This window comes from Mesorhizobium sangaii (assembly GCF_014207355.1).
Taxonomy (GTDB): Bacteria; Pseudomonadota; Alphaproteobacteria; order Rhizobiales; family Rhizobiaceae; genus Mesorhizobium; species Mesorhizobium sangaii.
The window spans coordinates 991,695-1,005,971 of sequence record NZ_JACHEF010000003.1 but is presented as its reverse complement, the minus strand read 5'-3'; the positions used below and the strand labels follow the sequence as shown (position 1 = coordinate 1,005,971).

The following is a 14,277-nucleotide window of genomic DNA, read 5'->3' as shown; positions in this document are numbered from 1 at the left end:
CCGGAACCGAGGCTCTTTGGCCAAAATAATCGGATTTCAGCGGCTTAGCCTTTCATTTTGCACAATCGTCGGGACAATGCCCCCGAACTCGCCTTGGAGGATTCGTGAATGCGCGCCAACCGACTGTCCCTTGTCCTGCTCTTCGCCATGATGGCGTTCGCAGCCGCACCGGTGGTCAGGCAGGCATTGGCCGAAGAGACCAAGACCGATCCCGGCCTGTCCGACGTGCTGACCGACCTCTTGCATGGCGTCGAAGGCGAGAACTCTACATCCGGCCCCGACAAGCGCGTGCCGTTCGGCCGCGAGGAGGTGCAGCTGTCGTTCGCACCGCTGGTCAAGCAGACGGCGCCGGCCGTGGTCAATGTCTATGCTTCGCAGACCGCCAAGGTGACGTCGCCTTTCGACGGTGATCCGTTCTTCGAGGAATTCTTCGGCCGCTCGCAGCCGCGCGCCCAGTCCTCGCTCGGCTCCGGCGTGCTGGTCGATCCGACCGGCATCGTGGTCACCAATTACCACGTCATCAAGGATGCCGACCAGGTCAAGGTGGCGACCGCGGACGGTCGTGAGTTCGACAGCAAGGTGATGCTGAAGGACGAGACACTCGACCTTGCGGTGCTCAAGATCACCTCGGACAAGCCGTTTCCGGTCATCGCCATCGGCGATTCCGACGCGCTCGAGGTCGGCGATCTAGTACTGGCCATCGGCAATCCCTTCGGTGTCGGCCAGACCACCACCAGCGGCATCGTTTCGGCACTTGCCCGCAGCCATATTGGCGTCGCCGATTCAAGCTTCTTCATCCAGACCGACGCCGCCATCAACCCCGGCAATTCCGGCGGTGCGCTGATCAACATGGGCGGCCAGCTGGTCGGCATCAACACGGCTATCTACAGCCGCAGCGGCGGCTCGATCGGCATCGGCTTTGCCATCCCCGCAAACATGGTGCGCGCCTTCGCCGATGCGGCCAAGGCCGGGCTCGATTTCTTCGAACGGCCCTATATCGGCGCCGAGTTCGAAGCGGTGACGCCGCAGATTGCCGAGTCGCTCGGCATGGAGAAGCCGACAGGTGCTTTGGTCTCGTCGGTCGAGGCGACCGGACCGGCGGCCAAGGCGGGCCTCAAGCCCGGCGACGTCGTGCTGCAGCTCAATGGCAAGCCGGTCGAGAGCATCGAAGCGCTGGATTACCGGATGGCGACGCTGTCGATCGGCACCACCGCCAATTTCGCGGTTCTGACCAAAGGCCAGCAGGCGGCGATGGACATCGCGCTGGAGCGCGCTCCCGAGGGCATGAAGGCGGCTGAAGTGACGCTGCACGGCCGCAGCCCGTTCTCGGGCGCCAAGGTCGCCGAACTGTCGCCCCGGCTCGCCCAGAAGCTTGGTCTGCGCACCGACATCAAGGGCGTGACCGTGGTCGACATCAACCGCGACTCGCCGGCCGCCGATTTCGGCTTCCAGCCGGGTGACATCGTGCGCGAAGTGAACGGCACCACCATCGATACCGCGGCGACACTGGAGCAGGCCGCCCAGGCGGATACGCGCTGGTGGCGCTTTACCGTCGAGCGCGGCGGGCAGATACTGCGTCAGGTGTTGCGTTATTAAAGCACGTCCCTTCGGGTTCATGCTCCAACCAAAAAGAAGTGCATGGCCGATCTGTTCAGCGTCGATGAACCGGAAAAGGCGTCGCCCGGGCGGCCGCTCGCCGACAGGCTGCGGCCGAAAAACCTCGGCGAGGTCGTCGGCCAGGAGCATCTGACCGGCCCTGATGGCGCGCTGACCCGGCTGATTGGTTCCGGCTCACTTGGCTCGATGATCTTCTGGGGACCGCCCGGCACCGGCAAGACCACTGTAGCGCGGTTGCTTGCCGGCGAAACCAGTCTTGCCTTCGAGCAGATATCGGCGGTGTTCTCCGGCGTCGCCGACCTGAAAAAAGTGTTCGAAGCCGCCAAGCTGCGCCGCACCAACGGTCGCCAGACCTTGTTGTTCGTTGACGAGATCCATCGCTTCAACCGCGCCCAGCAGGATTCTTTTCTTCCTGTCATGGAGGACGGGACTGTCGTGCTGGTCGGTGCCACCACCGAAAACCCGTCCTTCGAACTGAACGCGGCTCTGTTGTCGCGCGCGCGTGTGCTGGTCTTCCACTCATTGGGCGAGGAAAGCATCGCCAAGCTGATGGCGCGAGCCGAGGAGACCGAGGGCAGGGCGCTGCCGCTCGACGACGAGGCGAGGGCGATGCTCATCCGCATGAGTGATGGCGACGGCCGTGCCTCGCTGACGCTTGCTGAAGAGGTGTGGCGGGCTGCAAAGCCAGGCGAGATCTTCAACCCCGAAGGTCTGCAGCGCATCGTCCAGCGCCGCGCGCCGATCTACGACAAGGGCCAGGACGGCCACTACAATCTGATCTCGGCGCTGCACAAATCGGTGCGCGGTTCAGACCCCGACGCCGCGCTCTATTATCTGGCACGCATGTTCGATGCCGGCGAGGATCCGCTCTATCTCGGCCGCCGGCTGGTGCGCATGGCGATGGAAGACATCGGCCTTGCCGACCCGCAGGCGCTTGTCGTCGCCAATGCCGCCAAGGACGCCTACGACTACCTCGGCTCGCCCGAGGGCGAACTCGCCTTTGCCGAGGCCACCGTCTATCTCGCCACCGCGCCCAAATCCAATGCCGTCTACACCGCCTTCAAGGCAGCCACGCGTGCGGCGAAGGAGCATGGCTCGTTGCTGCCGCCGAAGCACATCCTCAACGCGCCGACCAAGCTGATGAAAGAGGAGGATTACGGCGCCGGCTATCGCTACGACCACGACGAGCCGGATGCCTTTTCGGGCCAGGACTATTTTCCCGAGAAGATGGGCCGGCAGACCTTTTATGATCCGCCTGAGCGCGGCTTCGAGCGCGACATCCGAAAGCGGCTCGACTATTGGGCGAAGCTGCGCAAAGAGCGGGAATAGTAGGCTTGCGTGGCCCGGTCGTCGTCACGCTTCCAAACCAGGCTCCGCTTCGGTCGTTCTGCACACGCTGCTGGCTGCGACGCTGGCCCTGATGCCGTTGCCGAAGCGGCCCAAGCGGCTCGAGGAGGAGCGGGTGTCGGTCGACATCCTGACGCCGCAACAGTTCGAGGCGGCGACCAGGCCACCGCCTGCTCCCGTGACGCCGGCACTGCCCAAAGCGCCTGCAGCGGTGCCTCCGCCCACTTCGAGCCCGCCCAGACCGCAACCGCCCGCCACAGCGGCCATGATCCGGCCGACCGAAATGCTGTCGGCCAAGACGCTGGCCGATCCGCGCAGCCGGCAGGCGCGCGCCGATCTCGCCACCTTCGCTTCCGACGAGCGCATGGTTCAACTGTGCAATCTCGAAGCTGGATCAGATTCGCAAATGGCGCACGGATTTCAAGCCGGAGCGGGTCGTGCCCTACGCAACGGCGGAGGAAAAAATCACTGGAACCACCATCGCCGCGAATGGCGCGGCTGGCTGGGGACGGCGAAAGCGTCGTCGGCTTTGAATTCCTGGTTGGCGATCTGGTCCCCAAGGAAAAATGGGACGAGCTTGGCCTGCCGGCGGTGCATTGACCGAAATCCGGCAGGCTTCACAAGGCAGCCAGCCGGCCGCGATACCGCGGCCGTTGTGTGGTGACCCAAAAAACCTTATCAAGGCGCACGGCCGGGCGGTGGTCGTTGCCATGATTTTGGCACCTCATTCGCAACAGGATCGCGCTTCGCGCGTGGAAAAATGACAAGAACCCTTCGCAAAACCCTTCGCAAATTCGCCATTGCCATCCCGCTTCTCGCCCTTGGCTTTTACTTCATCCCGATCCTGACGTCGGTCTTTATCGTGCTCGGCCTCATCGATGTCCTGCGCAACGACCGCAAGGACCTGTCGCTGTTCTCAGGCTATTTCCTCGGCAACGGCCTGTTCACCTGGCTGCTTTCGCCTTTCAACCTGCTGGTCGATCTCTTGTGCTACCGCAATCCCGGCGTCTGGAAACTGGAGCAGTTCCCCGCTGACTATCAGCGCGAGGTCAATGAGGTCCTGGACATCTTCAAGGCGCGCAAGGACGAGATCATCGCCGACATCGACGCCAATTTCGGTGCCGGCCGGCGCGGCATGTATGTCTATCAGTGGTACGGCAAGCACAAGATCGACAACGTCGCCGAGTTCAACAAGGATTTCAAATACATCAAGACCATCGCCGTCTCCGTCTTCAGCAAGCGCGAATCGACCTCATGGCATTTCGGCCCACTGCGGCTCAGCCTGCGCATTCTCTACAATCTGATCCCGGTGAAGTCGGAGATTTTCGTCGAATGCGGCAACGTCAAGAACTACTGGTATGACAATCCGCTGTTCATTTTCGACGACACGCTGCTGCATCGCTCGGTCAACGAATATGATGGTCGTCGCTACTGCGTGTTCATGGACATTATCAGACCATCTCCGGTTCCCGGGCTGATCGCAGGCATGCTCGCCGTCGTCTCGGTGAGTGTCGAGCGCATCAACTCGATGTTCTACAAGAACTGGAAGATGATCGGTTCGACCAAGCCGAAGAAGGTCGGGACGACCTGAGTCTAAAATCGTCAATGCTGCCGGCCCTGCCGGCGGCATTGAGGCGCTTTTAACGCGCCACTCATCCAATGCCCCGTGCATCGCTGTTCCGCCCCGTGTCTTTTGAGGGCGTTCTGAATGCTTGCGATGGCCATGCGTTCAAGTATACATCCCGCCAAGCTCTCGACAGTTCCTGACACGAATCGCGTGGGGTTCCTGATTGCCGGAACGGCTTCCTTGCTGCATCGGCGGGAGTCCCGGTTTGCCTCGACAGTCCTGTCTCTTCCCTTCCTTGGCGGCCTCAAGTGACGAAGAACGAAACCCTCGGATTCTGGCTAAAAATCTACATATGTACCGCGTTGTTGGGCGTTGCTTTCGCCGCGATATACGTATGGCTTGAGGAGCCCGTCTACTATTGGGATTTTGCCGCTTATTTCAATGGATTTGACCAGTATGGCTCGCTCCTGGCCGAGAGCCCGATCGAGTGGCTGAGCCAATTGAGGGCCTCTGTCGCGAGGGATGACTACAGTGCGGCAATTCTGGTGCCGCTTATGCCGTTTCACATGTTTTTCGGCGGTTCAAGGCTTTCCTATATCGCTGGAATAGTCATCGTTTACCTGGTCCCGACCGCCCTTTTTATGGGACGAATGAGCTACCTGGAGGCGGTCTCCGACACTCCATCGCCCCGAAGCTGGTTTGTCGTGTGGTTCGCGGCCTTTCTCTACACGCCGTTCTGGTCGGCGACGCTTCGTGGGTTGCCGGATATTGCCGGCTGCCTCGCGCTTTCTGCGGCAACTTATTTTCTCTGGAAATCGAAGCTCCTGACCCGCGAACCGGTGATCAACGGAATACGCATCGGCATATGCCTGTGGTTGGCGTTCATGCTGCGCCGTTGGTATGCATTTGCTGTCATAGGGATCGCAATTTCTGCAGCCTTCTTTTGTTTGTTGCAGGTCGCAAAAGACCGCGACTTCGCGGCATTCCGCAACGCTGTGTTAGGGGGCGTGTGCGCGCTTTTTGTCATTGCCGGAGCCGCGTTGGCCTTCCAGCAACCCCTGATCCTCAAGATTCTGGGAACCAGCTACGGTGACCTTTACAGCGGATACAAAACCAACTTCGTTTCGCAGATCGACCAGGTAGGATCGCGGCTCAGCTATGTGAACTGGCTGTTGATCGTAGTGGGCCTTTATATCTCCATCATACGCCGCAACAGTTTCGCTTTGTTCTGTGCTCTTGCCTCGGTACTCACCTTCCTCATCTTCACCCGGACGCAGGATCCGGATCGTCATCATTCGATGCCAATGTTTCTATGGCTCTTTCCTGCATATGCCCAGGCAATCGTCGCGATCGTTTCGATGCCGGCGCTGAAATCTCGATGGTCAACCGTCCTCATAGCCGTCGTCGCCGGGTTCGCGTATTTGGGTACTTTTTTCCCAATCGGCCGCCAGTTGCTGTCACCGATCGGCTATGTTTTTGCCAGGGAGGATACGCTTCCTCTTCACCTCGACAACCTTCCCGAATACAGGCGCCTCATCGACGATCTTGTTAGGGAAATACGGCCCGAGGACCGCTTCTCGGTGTTTGCCTCAGGCGCGGTCATGAATAGCTCGCTGTTGTTTGAAATGGATATGGACCTTTACCCTCGTGTCGGATGGTCTTGCCAGGTTGATAGTCGCGATCAATTCGCACCGGAAGCGTTGAAATCGAGATATGTCGTCGTAACCGACCCTCCTGTTACCCATTTGCAATCGGGTGCGCAGATCTGCGTCACGATACCGGATCAGGATATTGTCGAAGGGAAAGGTATCGGCGCCGCCTATGAGCGCATTGCGACATATCAGCTGTCCGGCGGCGTCAAGGGCTACCTCTATGAACAGCTGCGCCCGGTCAGCAAAACGGAACTCGATGCCCTTTACAGCGAGTTCAGGAAAAAATACCCAGGCTGGACAACGCCTGAGTGGTGACGATCAGGTTGACACGCTCTGACCAACTCGACGATGGCCGCGAAAGGCGGTTCGCGCTCGATTGTCTGCGCGGTCCCAACCGCATCGTCTTCACCTTCAGGGGATTGACCATGCCGCTGTGGTGGAGGCAGTAAACGGCTATGTTCAACCTGCTTCTCGTTGTGGTCGGCGGCGGCATCGGCGCCGGCATACGTCATCTCACCAATATGGGCGCGCTGCGTCTTGTCGGCCCCAACTATCCGTGGGGGACGATGGTCATCAACATCATCGGCTCGTTCGCCATGGGCCTGTTCATCGCCACCTTGGCGCGCCGCGGCGGATCGAATGAACTCAGACTGTTCGTCGCCACCGGCATCTTTGGCGGCTTCACCACCTTTTCGGCGTTCTCGCTCGATTTCGCGACCCTGTGGGAGCGAGGAGCCACGCTGCCGGCCTTTGGATATGCCCTTGCCAGCGTCATTGGCGCCATTATCGCCCTGTTTGTGGGACTTTGGCTCGCAAGAACCGTTTCATAGTGTTATTGCCGCGCCGAGAGCGGGCCGAACCCTGCTCGGGAAACGGATAAGCGAACAAAAATATGGCAGGCGTTGAACAGATCACCGTGGAGGCCGGCGAGGCGGGCATGCGGCTCGACCGCTGGTTCAAGACCCATTTCCCTGGCCTTGGCTTCGGCCATCTGCAAAAGCTGTTGCGCTCCGGCCAGATCCGTGTCGATGGCGGCCGGGTCAAGGCCGACACCCGGGTAGAGCCCGGCCAGATGGTGCGCGTTCCTCCGCTCGAGGTGGACAAGAAGGGCGAGAGCGCGCTGACCGGTCACTCTATCCGCAACCAGGGCGATGCCGACGTCCTGGCGAAAATGCTGATCCATGAAGATCCCAAGGTTTTCGTCTTCAACAAGCCGGCGGGCCTTGCGGTGCAGGGCGGATCGGGCGTTACGCGCAATGTCGACGACATGCTGGAAGCCTGGCGCAACCAGAAGGGCGAGAAGCCGCGGCTGGTCCACCGCCTCGACCGCGACACTTCGGGCGTGCTGGTCGTCGCCCGCACCCGGCTTGCCGCCATGAAGCTGTCGGAAGCGTTTCGCGCCCGCGAGACCAAGAAGACCTATTGGGCGCTGGTCAAGGGCGTGCCGCCAAAGCGCGAGGACAAGATCTCGACCTGGCTGATCAAGGAGCCGACGCCCGATGGCGATCGCGTGCGTGTTGCCGCGCATGGCGAAAAGGGCGCCGACCACGCCGTCTCCTACTACCGCATCATCGAGCAGGCGGCGCAGACGATGACATGGCTGGAAATGGAGCCCTACACCGGCCGCACGCACCAGCTTCGCGTTCACGCTGCCTATATTGGCTGCCCGATCCTCGGCGACCCGAAATATTTCGAGGCCGACACCAATTGGGACTTCCCCGGCGGCATTCAAAACCGCCTGCATCTGCATGCGCGCCGCATCATCATTCCACACCCGGACAAGGGCGTCATCGATGTCACCGCGCCGATGCCGCCGCATATGCGCCAGAGCTGGAACCTGATCGGCTTCGACGACGCCAGCGCGGAGGACTGATCGTGAGCGGCGCGACCGATACGCTCGACCGGCGCGACACGGTCGACATGGCCGCCGCCGCAATCATGGTCGGCCTGACCTTCTCCTGGGGGCTGAACTACGTTGCCGCCAAGATCTCCTACGCCGGTTACGATCCAGTCTTCCTGTCGATCGCGCGCTCGATCATCGGCGGCCTGTGTGTCTTCGCCTGGTGCCGCTGGCGCGGCATTGCGCTTTTCACGCGCGATGGAACATTGCCCGCCGGCATCGCGGTTGGCGTGCTGTTCGGCATCGAGTTCCTCTGCCTCTATGTCGGCCTGGAGCACACGACCGTCGCCCGCAACACGCTGCTGGTCAACACAATGCCGTTCTGGATGTTGGTCGGCGGCCACTTCCTGATCGGCGAGCAGATCACTTTGCGCAAGTTCCTTGGCCTGCTGCTGGCCTTTGCCGGCCTTACCGCGGTCTTTTCCGACAAGCTTGGCGGCGGCGGGGACATGCTGTTCGGCGATCTCCTGAGCCTTGGCTCCGGATTTTTCTGGGCCTTGACCAACATCCTCATCAAGCGGTCGAAGCTGGTTGAGGCGAGTGCCGAGAAGCTGCTGCTTTATCAACTCGCCGGTGCGGCAGTCGTCGGCATATTGGTGCTGCCGCTCGCCGGTTCGCCCATTCGCGACCCTGCCGTGCTGCCGACGTTGGCTCTGCTTTTCCAGGCGGTCTACATCGTTGCCTTCACCTACGTGCTTTGGTTCTGGCTGCTGAGGCGCTATCCGGCTTCAGGCCTGTCCAGCTTCACCTTCCTGTCGCCGGTTTTCGGCGTGCTGTGCGGCGCCATGTTCTTGAATGAGCCGCTGACCATGCGCATTTTCCTGGCACTTGGCCTGATTGCCGCCGGCCTGATCATCGTCAACAGGCCGTCGCGCAAGCTGGTGCCGGTTTGAGAGAGACTTCTATGCGTGATATCCTCAACGACCTCGAAGCGGGCAAGCTGCTTTCCGATCCCGATCCGGTGCGCCGCGCCCAGATCCAGATGAAGACGCCTCTGCCGAAGCGTTTCTACAAGACCGTCTCGGTGGCACCGGTGGAAGACGGCTTTGCCGTGCATCTCGACGGCAAGCCGGTGCGAACGCCGGGCAAGGCCGTGCTGACACTGCCGACCGAGGCGGCGGCTGCACTCGTCGCCGACGAATTCGCCGCACAAGGCGAAACCGTCAACCCGGTGACGATGCCGGTGATGCGCCTCGTCAACACCGCTATCGACGGTGTCGCCAGCGATCCGCAGGCGGTGCTGGAAGACATACTGCGCTTTGCCTCGTCCGATCTGCTCTGCTACCGCGCCGACGCGCCGCAAGGCTTGGTGGAGCGGCAGAACGAACGTTGGGATCCGGTCCTTGATTGGGCGCGCGGCAGCCTTGGGGCTCGCTTCAACCTCGCCGAGGGCATCATCCATGTCGAGCAGCCGCGCGAGGCGATCGCCGTGCTGGGAAGTCATCTTGCCCAGCGTGCCAAACCGCTGCGGCTCGCCGCCATCCATGTGATGACCTCGCTGACCGGTTCGGCGCTGCTGGCGCTGGCCGTCGATTTCGGCGAACTCGACGCCGAGGCGGCCTGGGCCGCCGGCCATGTCGACGAGGACTGGCAGATCGAGCATTGGGGACAGGACGCCGAAGCAGTCGCGCGCCGCTCGGCCCGCAAGCGCGACATGATGGCTGCCGCCAACCTACTGGAAGCTCTCAAGGCCTGACGGCTGCACCGCTCGCCGATTTATCCCGCAGCGCACCTAATACCAAAGTCATAATCCCAAAGACGCCCTGACGTTGGCGCGCGCTTTCTGTCATTTTTTCCGTGATCGCAGTGCATGAGTCCGTGTTCGGAGGAGAACGCGGACAATGAGGCACAGCATCGAGGAAAAGGTCTCACGGGAGGACAATTCTATGGCAATGGCATCGACCGCCGGCGGAACCAGCCGCGGCATGACGCGGGAGGAAAAGAAGGTCATCTTCGCTTCCTCGCTGGGTACCGTTTTCGAATGGTATGATTTCTATCTTTACGGCTCGCTCGCGGTGTTCATTGGTTCGACCTTTTTCAGTCCAACCATTCCGGAAGCGACGCGCAATATCTTCGCGCTGCTGGCGTTCGCCGCCGGCTTCCTGGTGCGCCCGTTCGGTGCGCTGCTGTTCGGCCGCATCGGCGACCTTGTCGGCCGCAAATATACGTTCCTCGTCACCATGACGATCATGGGCCTGTCGACCTTCCTGGTCGGCCTGCTGCCCGGATATGCGACTTTGGGCATCGCGGCTCCCGTCATCCTGATCATCCTGCGCATGTTGCAGGGCCTGGCTCTCGGTGGCGAATATGGTGGCGCGGCCACCTATGTCGCCGAGCATGCGCCTGATGACCGGCGCGGTTTCTACACGTCATGGATCCAGACGACGGCGACACTCGGCCTTTTCCTGTCGCTGATCGTCATCCTGATCGTGCAGGCGTCACTGACCAAGGAAAGCTACGCCGCCTGGGGTTGGCGCATTCCTTTCATCGTTTCCTTCCTGCTGCTTGCCGTTTCAATCTGGATCCGGCTGTCTCTCTCCGAGTCTCCGACCTTCCAGAAGATGAAGGACGAAGGCAAGGGTTCCAAGGCGCCGCTGTCGGAAGCCTTTGGCCAGTGGAAGAATGCCAAGATCGCGATCCTGGCGCTGCTCGGCCTTACCGCCGGTCAGGCCGTGGTCTGGTACAATGGCCAGTTCTACGCGCTGTTCTTCCTGCAGAACGTGCTCAAGGTCGAAGCGCAATCGGTCAACATCATGATCGCCATTGCGCTCGCCTTCGGCTCGATCTTCTTCGTCGTCTTCGGCTGGCTATCCGACAAGATCGGCCGCAAGCCGATCATCATGGCGGGCCTTGCCTTGGCGATCGTCTGCACCTTCCCGCTGTTCAAGGCATTGACCTGGGCCGCCAATCCGGCACTCGCCAAGGCCCAGCAGAACACGCGAGCGACGGTGACCGCCGCACCCGGCGACTGCAGGTTCCAGTTCAATCCGGTCGGCACGGCGAAGTTCACGACATCCTGCGACATCGCGACCTCGTTCCTGACCAAGAACTCGGTTCCCTATGACGTGGTGTCGACGGCCGCGGCCGGGACGGCCGCGTCGGTCAAGATCGGCAACGAGACGGTGGAATCCTACGATGCCATCGCCGCTGGCGATCAGGCGAAAGCCAAGGACTCCGCCTTCATCAAGGCCGTCAACATGTCGCTGCGGGACGGCGGCTATCCGCTGAAGCGCGCGGCGATCAAGATCCCGGACCAGAAGCTTGACGCGTTTGTCGCCGCCAACCCGGAGCTGAAGCTCGATGCCGCCGCGATCCGCGCCGGCGACAAGGCGACGGTCCCGACCGACCAGGCGATCAAGGACAAGCTGCTGACGGTCGACGAGGCAGCGGGTGCGCCCGAGGTTACCGTCTACAACATACCGGGCGGCGGCGCCTTCGCCATGTTCGCCGATCCGGCGGGGATCAACTGGCCGATGACGATCGGCATCCTGTTCATCCTGGTGCTGTTCGTAACCATGGTCTACGGCCCGATAGCCGCGATCCTGGTCGAGATGTTCCCGACCCGTATTCGCTACACCGGCATGTCGTTGCCCTATCACATCGGCAATGGCTGGTTCGGTGGCCTGCTGCCGGCGACCGTGTTCGCACTCAGTGCCTACAGGGGCGATATCTACTTTGGTCTGTGGTACCCGGTGGTCATCGCCGCGATGTCGCTGGTCATCGGCATGATCTTCGTCAGGGACACGCTGGGAACCGATCTGAATACCAAGCAGTAGCCGACCGCTCGGTAGCCAACAGAAAACCCGGCGCGAGCGATCGCGCCGGGTTTTTCAATGTCGACATGCGATGAGCACAGGGCCTAGCTTTGCCGGTCCTGCTTCGCGTCCTCGATCGCCGCCTCGTGATACCAGCCGTCGCCGAAATCCGCCCGGACACCGCGCAGCGAGGCAAGCTCTGCCGCAAACTTAGCCTTGCCGCTCAAATTTGAGGCAGAGACGCGCACTGCCGCCGGGAACATCAGAATTTTGGCCGACGGACGCGTGGAAATGATTTCCATTGTCGGGCTCCTTTCTTCTGCCGAACCTTGTCGATTCAACTTATCTCGAAGATAAGGTCTGCAATCAAGTTAGGCAATATGCCTACGAAAAGATCAGTATTTGCCTATTATTTGTGCGAATTGTGATTGTGATTGATCGCAACGCATTGCTTAGGCGGCTTGCCAACTTCAATCGACTGCGGCGTCAATTTTGCCGCACCCTCCAGGCCGAGAGTGGCACACGAATTGCATTTTAGTGATCCGGCAGGCCGGCTGCTGGTGGCAGACGCATGTCGACGCCGTCCAGTGTTCGGTGATCAAGCAACGAGAGGCTAGAATGACGAAATACAAGCTCGAGTACATTTGGCTCGATGGATACACCCCGGTCCCCAATCTTCGCGGCAAGACGCAGATCAAGGAGTTCGCCGAATTCCCGACGCTCGAGCAGCTTCCGCTGTGGGGCTTTGACGGCTCGTCGACGCAGCAGGCCGAAGGCCACAGCTCCGATTGCGTGCTCAAGCCGGTCGCGGTCTATCCGGATCCAGCTCGCACCAACGGCGTGCTCGTCATGTGCGAAGTCATGATGCCCGACGGCGTCACGCCGCATGCCTCCAACAAGCGCGCCACCATCCTCGACGACGAGGGCGCCTGGTTCGGTTTCGAGCAGGAATATTTCTTCTACAAGGACGGCCGTCCGCTGGGCTTCCCGGAAAGCGGCTATCCCGCGCCGCAGGGCCCGTACTACACCGGCGTCGGCTATTCCAATGTCGGCTCCGTCGCGCGCCAGATCGTCGAAGAGCATCTCGACCTCTGCCTTGCGGCCGGCATCAACCACGAAGGCATCAACGCCGAAGTGGCCAAGGGCCAGTGGGAATTCCAGATTTTCGGCAAAGGCTCCAAGAAGGCCGCCGACCAGATGTGGATGGCCCGCTACCTGATGCAGCGCCTGACCGAGAAATACGGCATCGACATCGAATACCATTGCAAGCCGCTCGGCGACACCGACTGGAACGGTTCTGGCATGCACGCCAACTTCTCGACCGCCTACATGCGCGAAGTCGGCGGCAAGGCCTATTTCGAAGCGCTGATGGCGGCCTTCGACAAGAACCTGATGGATCACATCGCCGTCTATGGTCCGGACAACGACAAGCGTTTGACCGGCAAGCATGAGACCGCGCCGTGGAACAGGTTCAGCTACGGCATCGCCGATCGCGGTGCTTCGATCCGCGTCCCGCATTCCTTCATCAAGAACGACTACAAGGGTTATCTGGAAGACCGCCGTCCGAATTCGCAGGGCGACCCCTACCAGATCGCCTCGCAGATCCTGAAGACGATCGCCTCGGTGCCGGCGAGCGCCGAGGTTTCAGCCGCCGCGTAAGCGTTTCGACATGGATGACAAGAGCCTCGGCGTTCGCGCCGGGGCTTTTTTGTTGCAGCTGCTGGATCGGGTGACGGGAATGGCGCGGCGTCTGATCTCAGCCGGGGACGATGCCGCGCGCTTTCAGTGCCGAGACGACCTTCGCATGGGGCAGGGCAGGCGTGTACGCGCCGCGCCAATATCGCATGCCGTAGTTCCCGCCCCCGGCCGTCCTCGCCCTCCTGGCGCTGATCTATGTCGCTTATCGGAACTACCTGGACGGCCTAGGCCGGAGTTCTCTTTGTGGCGATGCTCTCACCGAACAAAAGCCCCCAAAAAAAGTCAGGCGGAAAGACCACTAAGAGGGCCGTCGAGGCGGGTTGATCCAGGCTGGCGCGCGCTTCCCGCAAGGCCGCGTCGCGGGCCACGAAAACGCTGAAAAGCCCTGGAAAACCGCCTGTTTTGGTGGCTCTCGCCTGCTGGCACGCCATTGCACAAGCCTCCGTTCAAACCTCAAAATCGGCGATCTCCACCCCAGCGAGCGGCGTTGACAGATTGCAGTGCAGCATGCGTATTCGAAGCGCTTGGGGTTACGTCACGCGATGCTGTTCGGACGGGCGGGGTTTTCTTGAACGGCGGCATAGGCGTGGGCGCCGGACGAGCGGTCACTGTAGCCTGAGGCAGTGCGCCGCTCGCTCCTGGCTTTCATGTTCACCATCGACCGAACAGTTTCTGCTTGCCGATGAAACGCGGGCTGAGCAACCAGACATTCACACGCACCGAAAAGCTCAATGGCAAGGT

Annotated in this window: 13 protein-coding genes; 11 read left to right on the top strand and 2 right to left on the bottom strand. The window is 61.2% G+C overall.

What is annotated here, in order from left to right; translation table 11 throughout:
- Positions 1 to 108 precede the first annotated feature (108 nt).
- Positions 109 to 1,596 (top strand): DegQ family serine endoprotease, encoded by a 1,488-nt coding sequence (locus HNQ71_RS19940; RefSeq protein WP_184874352.1) that lies wholly within the window; start codon positions 109 to 111, stop codon positions 1,594 to 1,596.
- Positions 1,597 to 1,638: 42 nt separating this feature from the next.
- Positions 1,639 to 2,946, top strand: a complete 1,308-nt coding sequence (locus tag HNQ71_RS19935; protein WP_095089693.1) for a replication-associated recombination protein A — start codon at positions 1,639 to 1,641, stop codon at positions 2,944 to 2,946.
- A 24-nt stretch (positions 2,947 to 2,970) separates the two neighbouring features.
- Here HNQ71_RS19935 and HNQ71_RS19930 read toward each other — a convergent pair whose 3' ends face one another.
- Complete coding sequence (locus tag HNQ71_RS19930; protein ID WP_184874410.1) at positions 2,971 to 3,309, bottom strand: hypothetical protein; 339 nt, start codon at positions 3,307 to 3,309, stop codon at positions 2,971 to 2,973.
- Between HNQ71_RS19930 and HNQ71_RS35700 the strand changes: the two genes are divergently transcribed.
- The 8 genes from HNQ71_RS35700 to HNQ71_RS19890 all read left to right on the top strand — a co-directional run bounded on the left by HNQ71_RS35700 (position 3,273) and on the right by HNQ71_RS19890 (position 11,859).
- A complete protein-coding gene (locus HNQ71_RS35700) occupies positions 3,273 to 3,497 on the top strand; it encodes a DUF930 domain-containing protein (protein ID WP_343068196.1) in 225 nt (74 codons plus the stop codon). The genes HNQ71_RS19930 and HNQ71_RS35700 overlap by 37 nt on opposite strands.
- 227 nt (positions 3,498 to 3,724) lie before the next feature.
- Positions 3,725 to 4,555, top strand: coding sequence for an aspartyl/asparaginyl beta-hydroxylase domain-containing protein (locus HNQ71_RS19920; RefSeq protein WP_184874351.1), 831 nt, complete (start codon positions 3,725 to 3,727; stop codon positions 4,553 to 4,555).
- Positions 4,556 to 4,839: 284 nt separating this feature from the next.
- The gene (locus tag HNQ71_RS19915; RefSeq protein ID WP_184874350.1) at positions 4,840 to 6,498 is read left to right on the top strand and encodes a hypothetical protein; all 1,659 of its coding nucleotides are present in this window, start codon (positions 4,840 to 4,842) and stop codon (positions 6,496 to 6,498) included.
- Between the two features lie 140 nt (positions 6,499 to 6,638).
- Positions 6,639 to 7,013, top strand: a complete 375-nt coding sequence (crcB, locus tag HNQ71_RS19910) for a fluoride efflux transporter CrcB (protein ID WP_184874349.1) — start codon at positions 6,639 to 6,641, stop codon at positions 7,011 to 7,013.
- Between the two features lie 62 nt (positions 7,014 to 7,075).
- Positions 7,076 to 8,056, top strand: coding sequence for an RluA family pseudouridine synthase (locus HNQ71_RS19905; RefSeq protein ID WP_109672261.1), 981 nt, complete (start codon positions 7,076 to 7,078; stop codon positions 8,054 to 8,056).
- Positions 8,057 to 8,103: 47 nt separating this feature from the next.
- Complete coding sequence (locus HNQ71_RS19900) at positions 8,104 to 8,976, top strand: DMT family transporter (RefSeq protein ID WP_184874407.1); 873 nt, start codon at positions 8,104 to 8,106, stop codon at positions 8,974 to 8,976.
- Between the two features lie 11 nt (positions 8,977 to 8,987).
- A complete protein-coding gene (locus tag HNQ71_RS19895) occupies positions 8,988 to 9,779 on the top strand; it encodes an ATP12 family chaperone protein (RefSeq protein ID WP_184874348.1) in 792 nt (263 codons plus the stop codon).
- A 190-nt stretch (positions 9,780 to 9,969) separates the two neighbouring features.
- Positions 9,970 to 11,859, top strand: coding sequence for an MFS transporter (locus HNQ71_RS19890; RefSeq protein WP_184874406.1), 1,890 nt, complete (start codon positions 9,970 to 9,972; stop codon positions 11,857 to 11,859).
- 83 nt (positions 11,860 to 11,942) lie between these two features.
- Here the strand turns inward: HNQ71_RS19890 and HNQ71_RS19885 are convergent, their stop codons facing one another.
- Positions 11,943 to 12,140 (bottom strand): DUF2735 domain-containing protein, encoded by a 198-nt coding sequence (locus tag HNQ71_RS19885; RefSeq protein WP_184874347.1) that lies wholly within the window; start codon positions 12,138 to 12,140, stop codon positions 11,943 to 11,945.
- A gap of 316 nt (positions 12,141 to 12,456) precedes the next feature.
- On the opposite strand from HNQ71_RS19885, the gene HNQ71_RS19880 reads away from it, so the two are divergent.
- Complete coding sequence (locus tag HNQ71_RS19880) at positions 12,457 to 13,497, top strand: glutamine synthetase beta-grasp domain-containing protein (RefSeq protein ID WP_184874346.1); 1,041 nt, start codon at positions 12,457 to 12,459, stop codon at positions 13,495 to 13,497.
- The last annotated feature ends 780 nt before the right edge of the window (positions 13,498 to 14,277 follow it).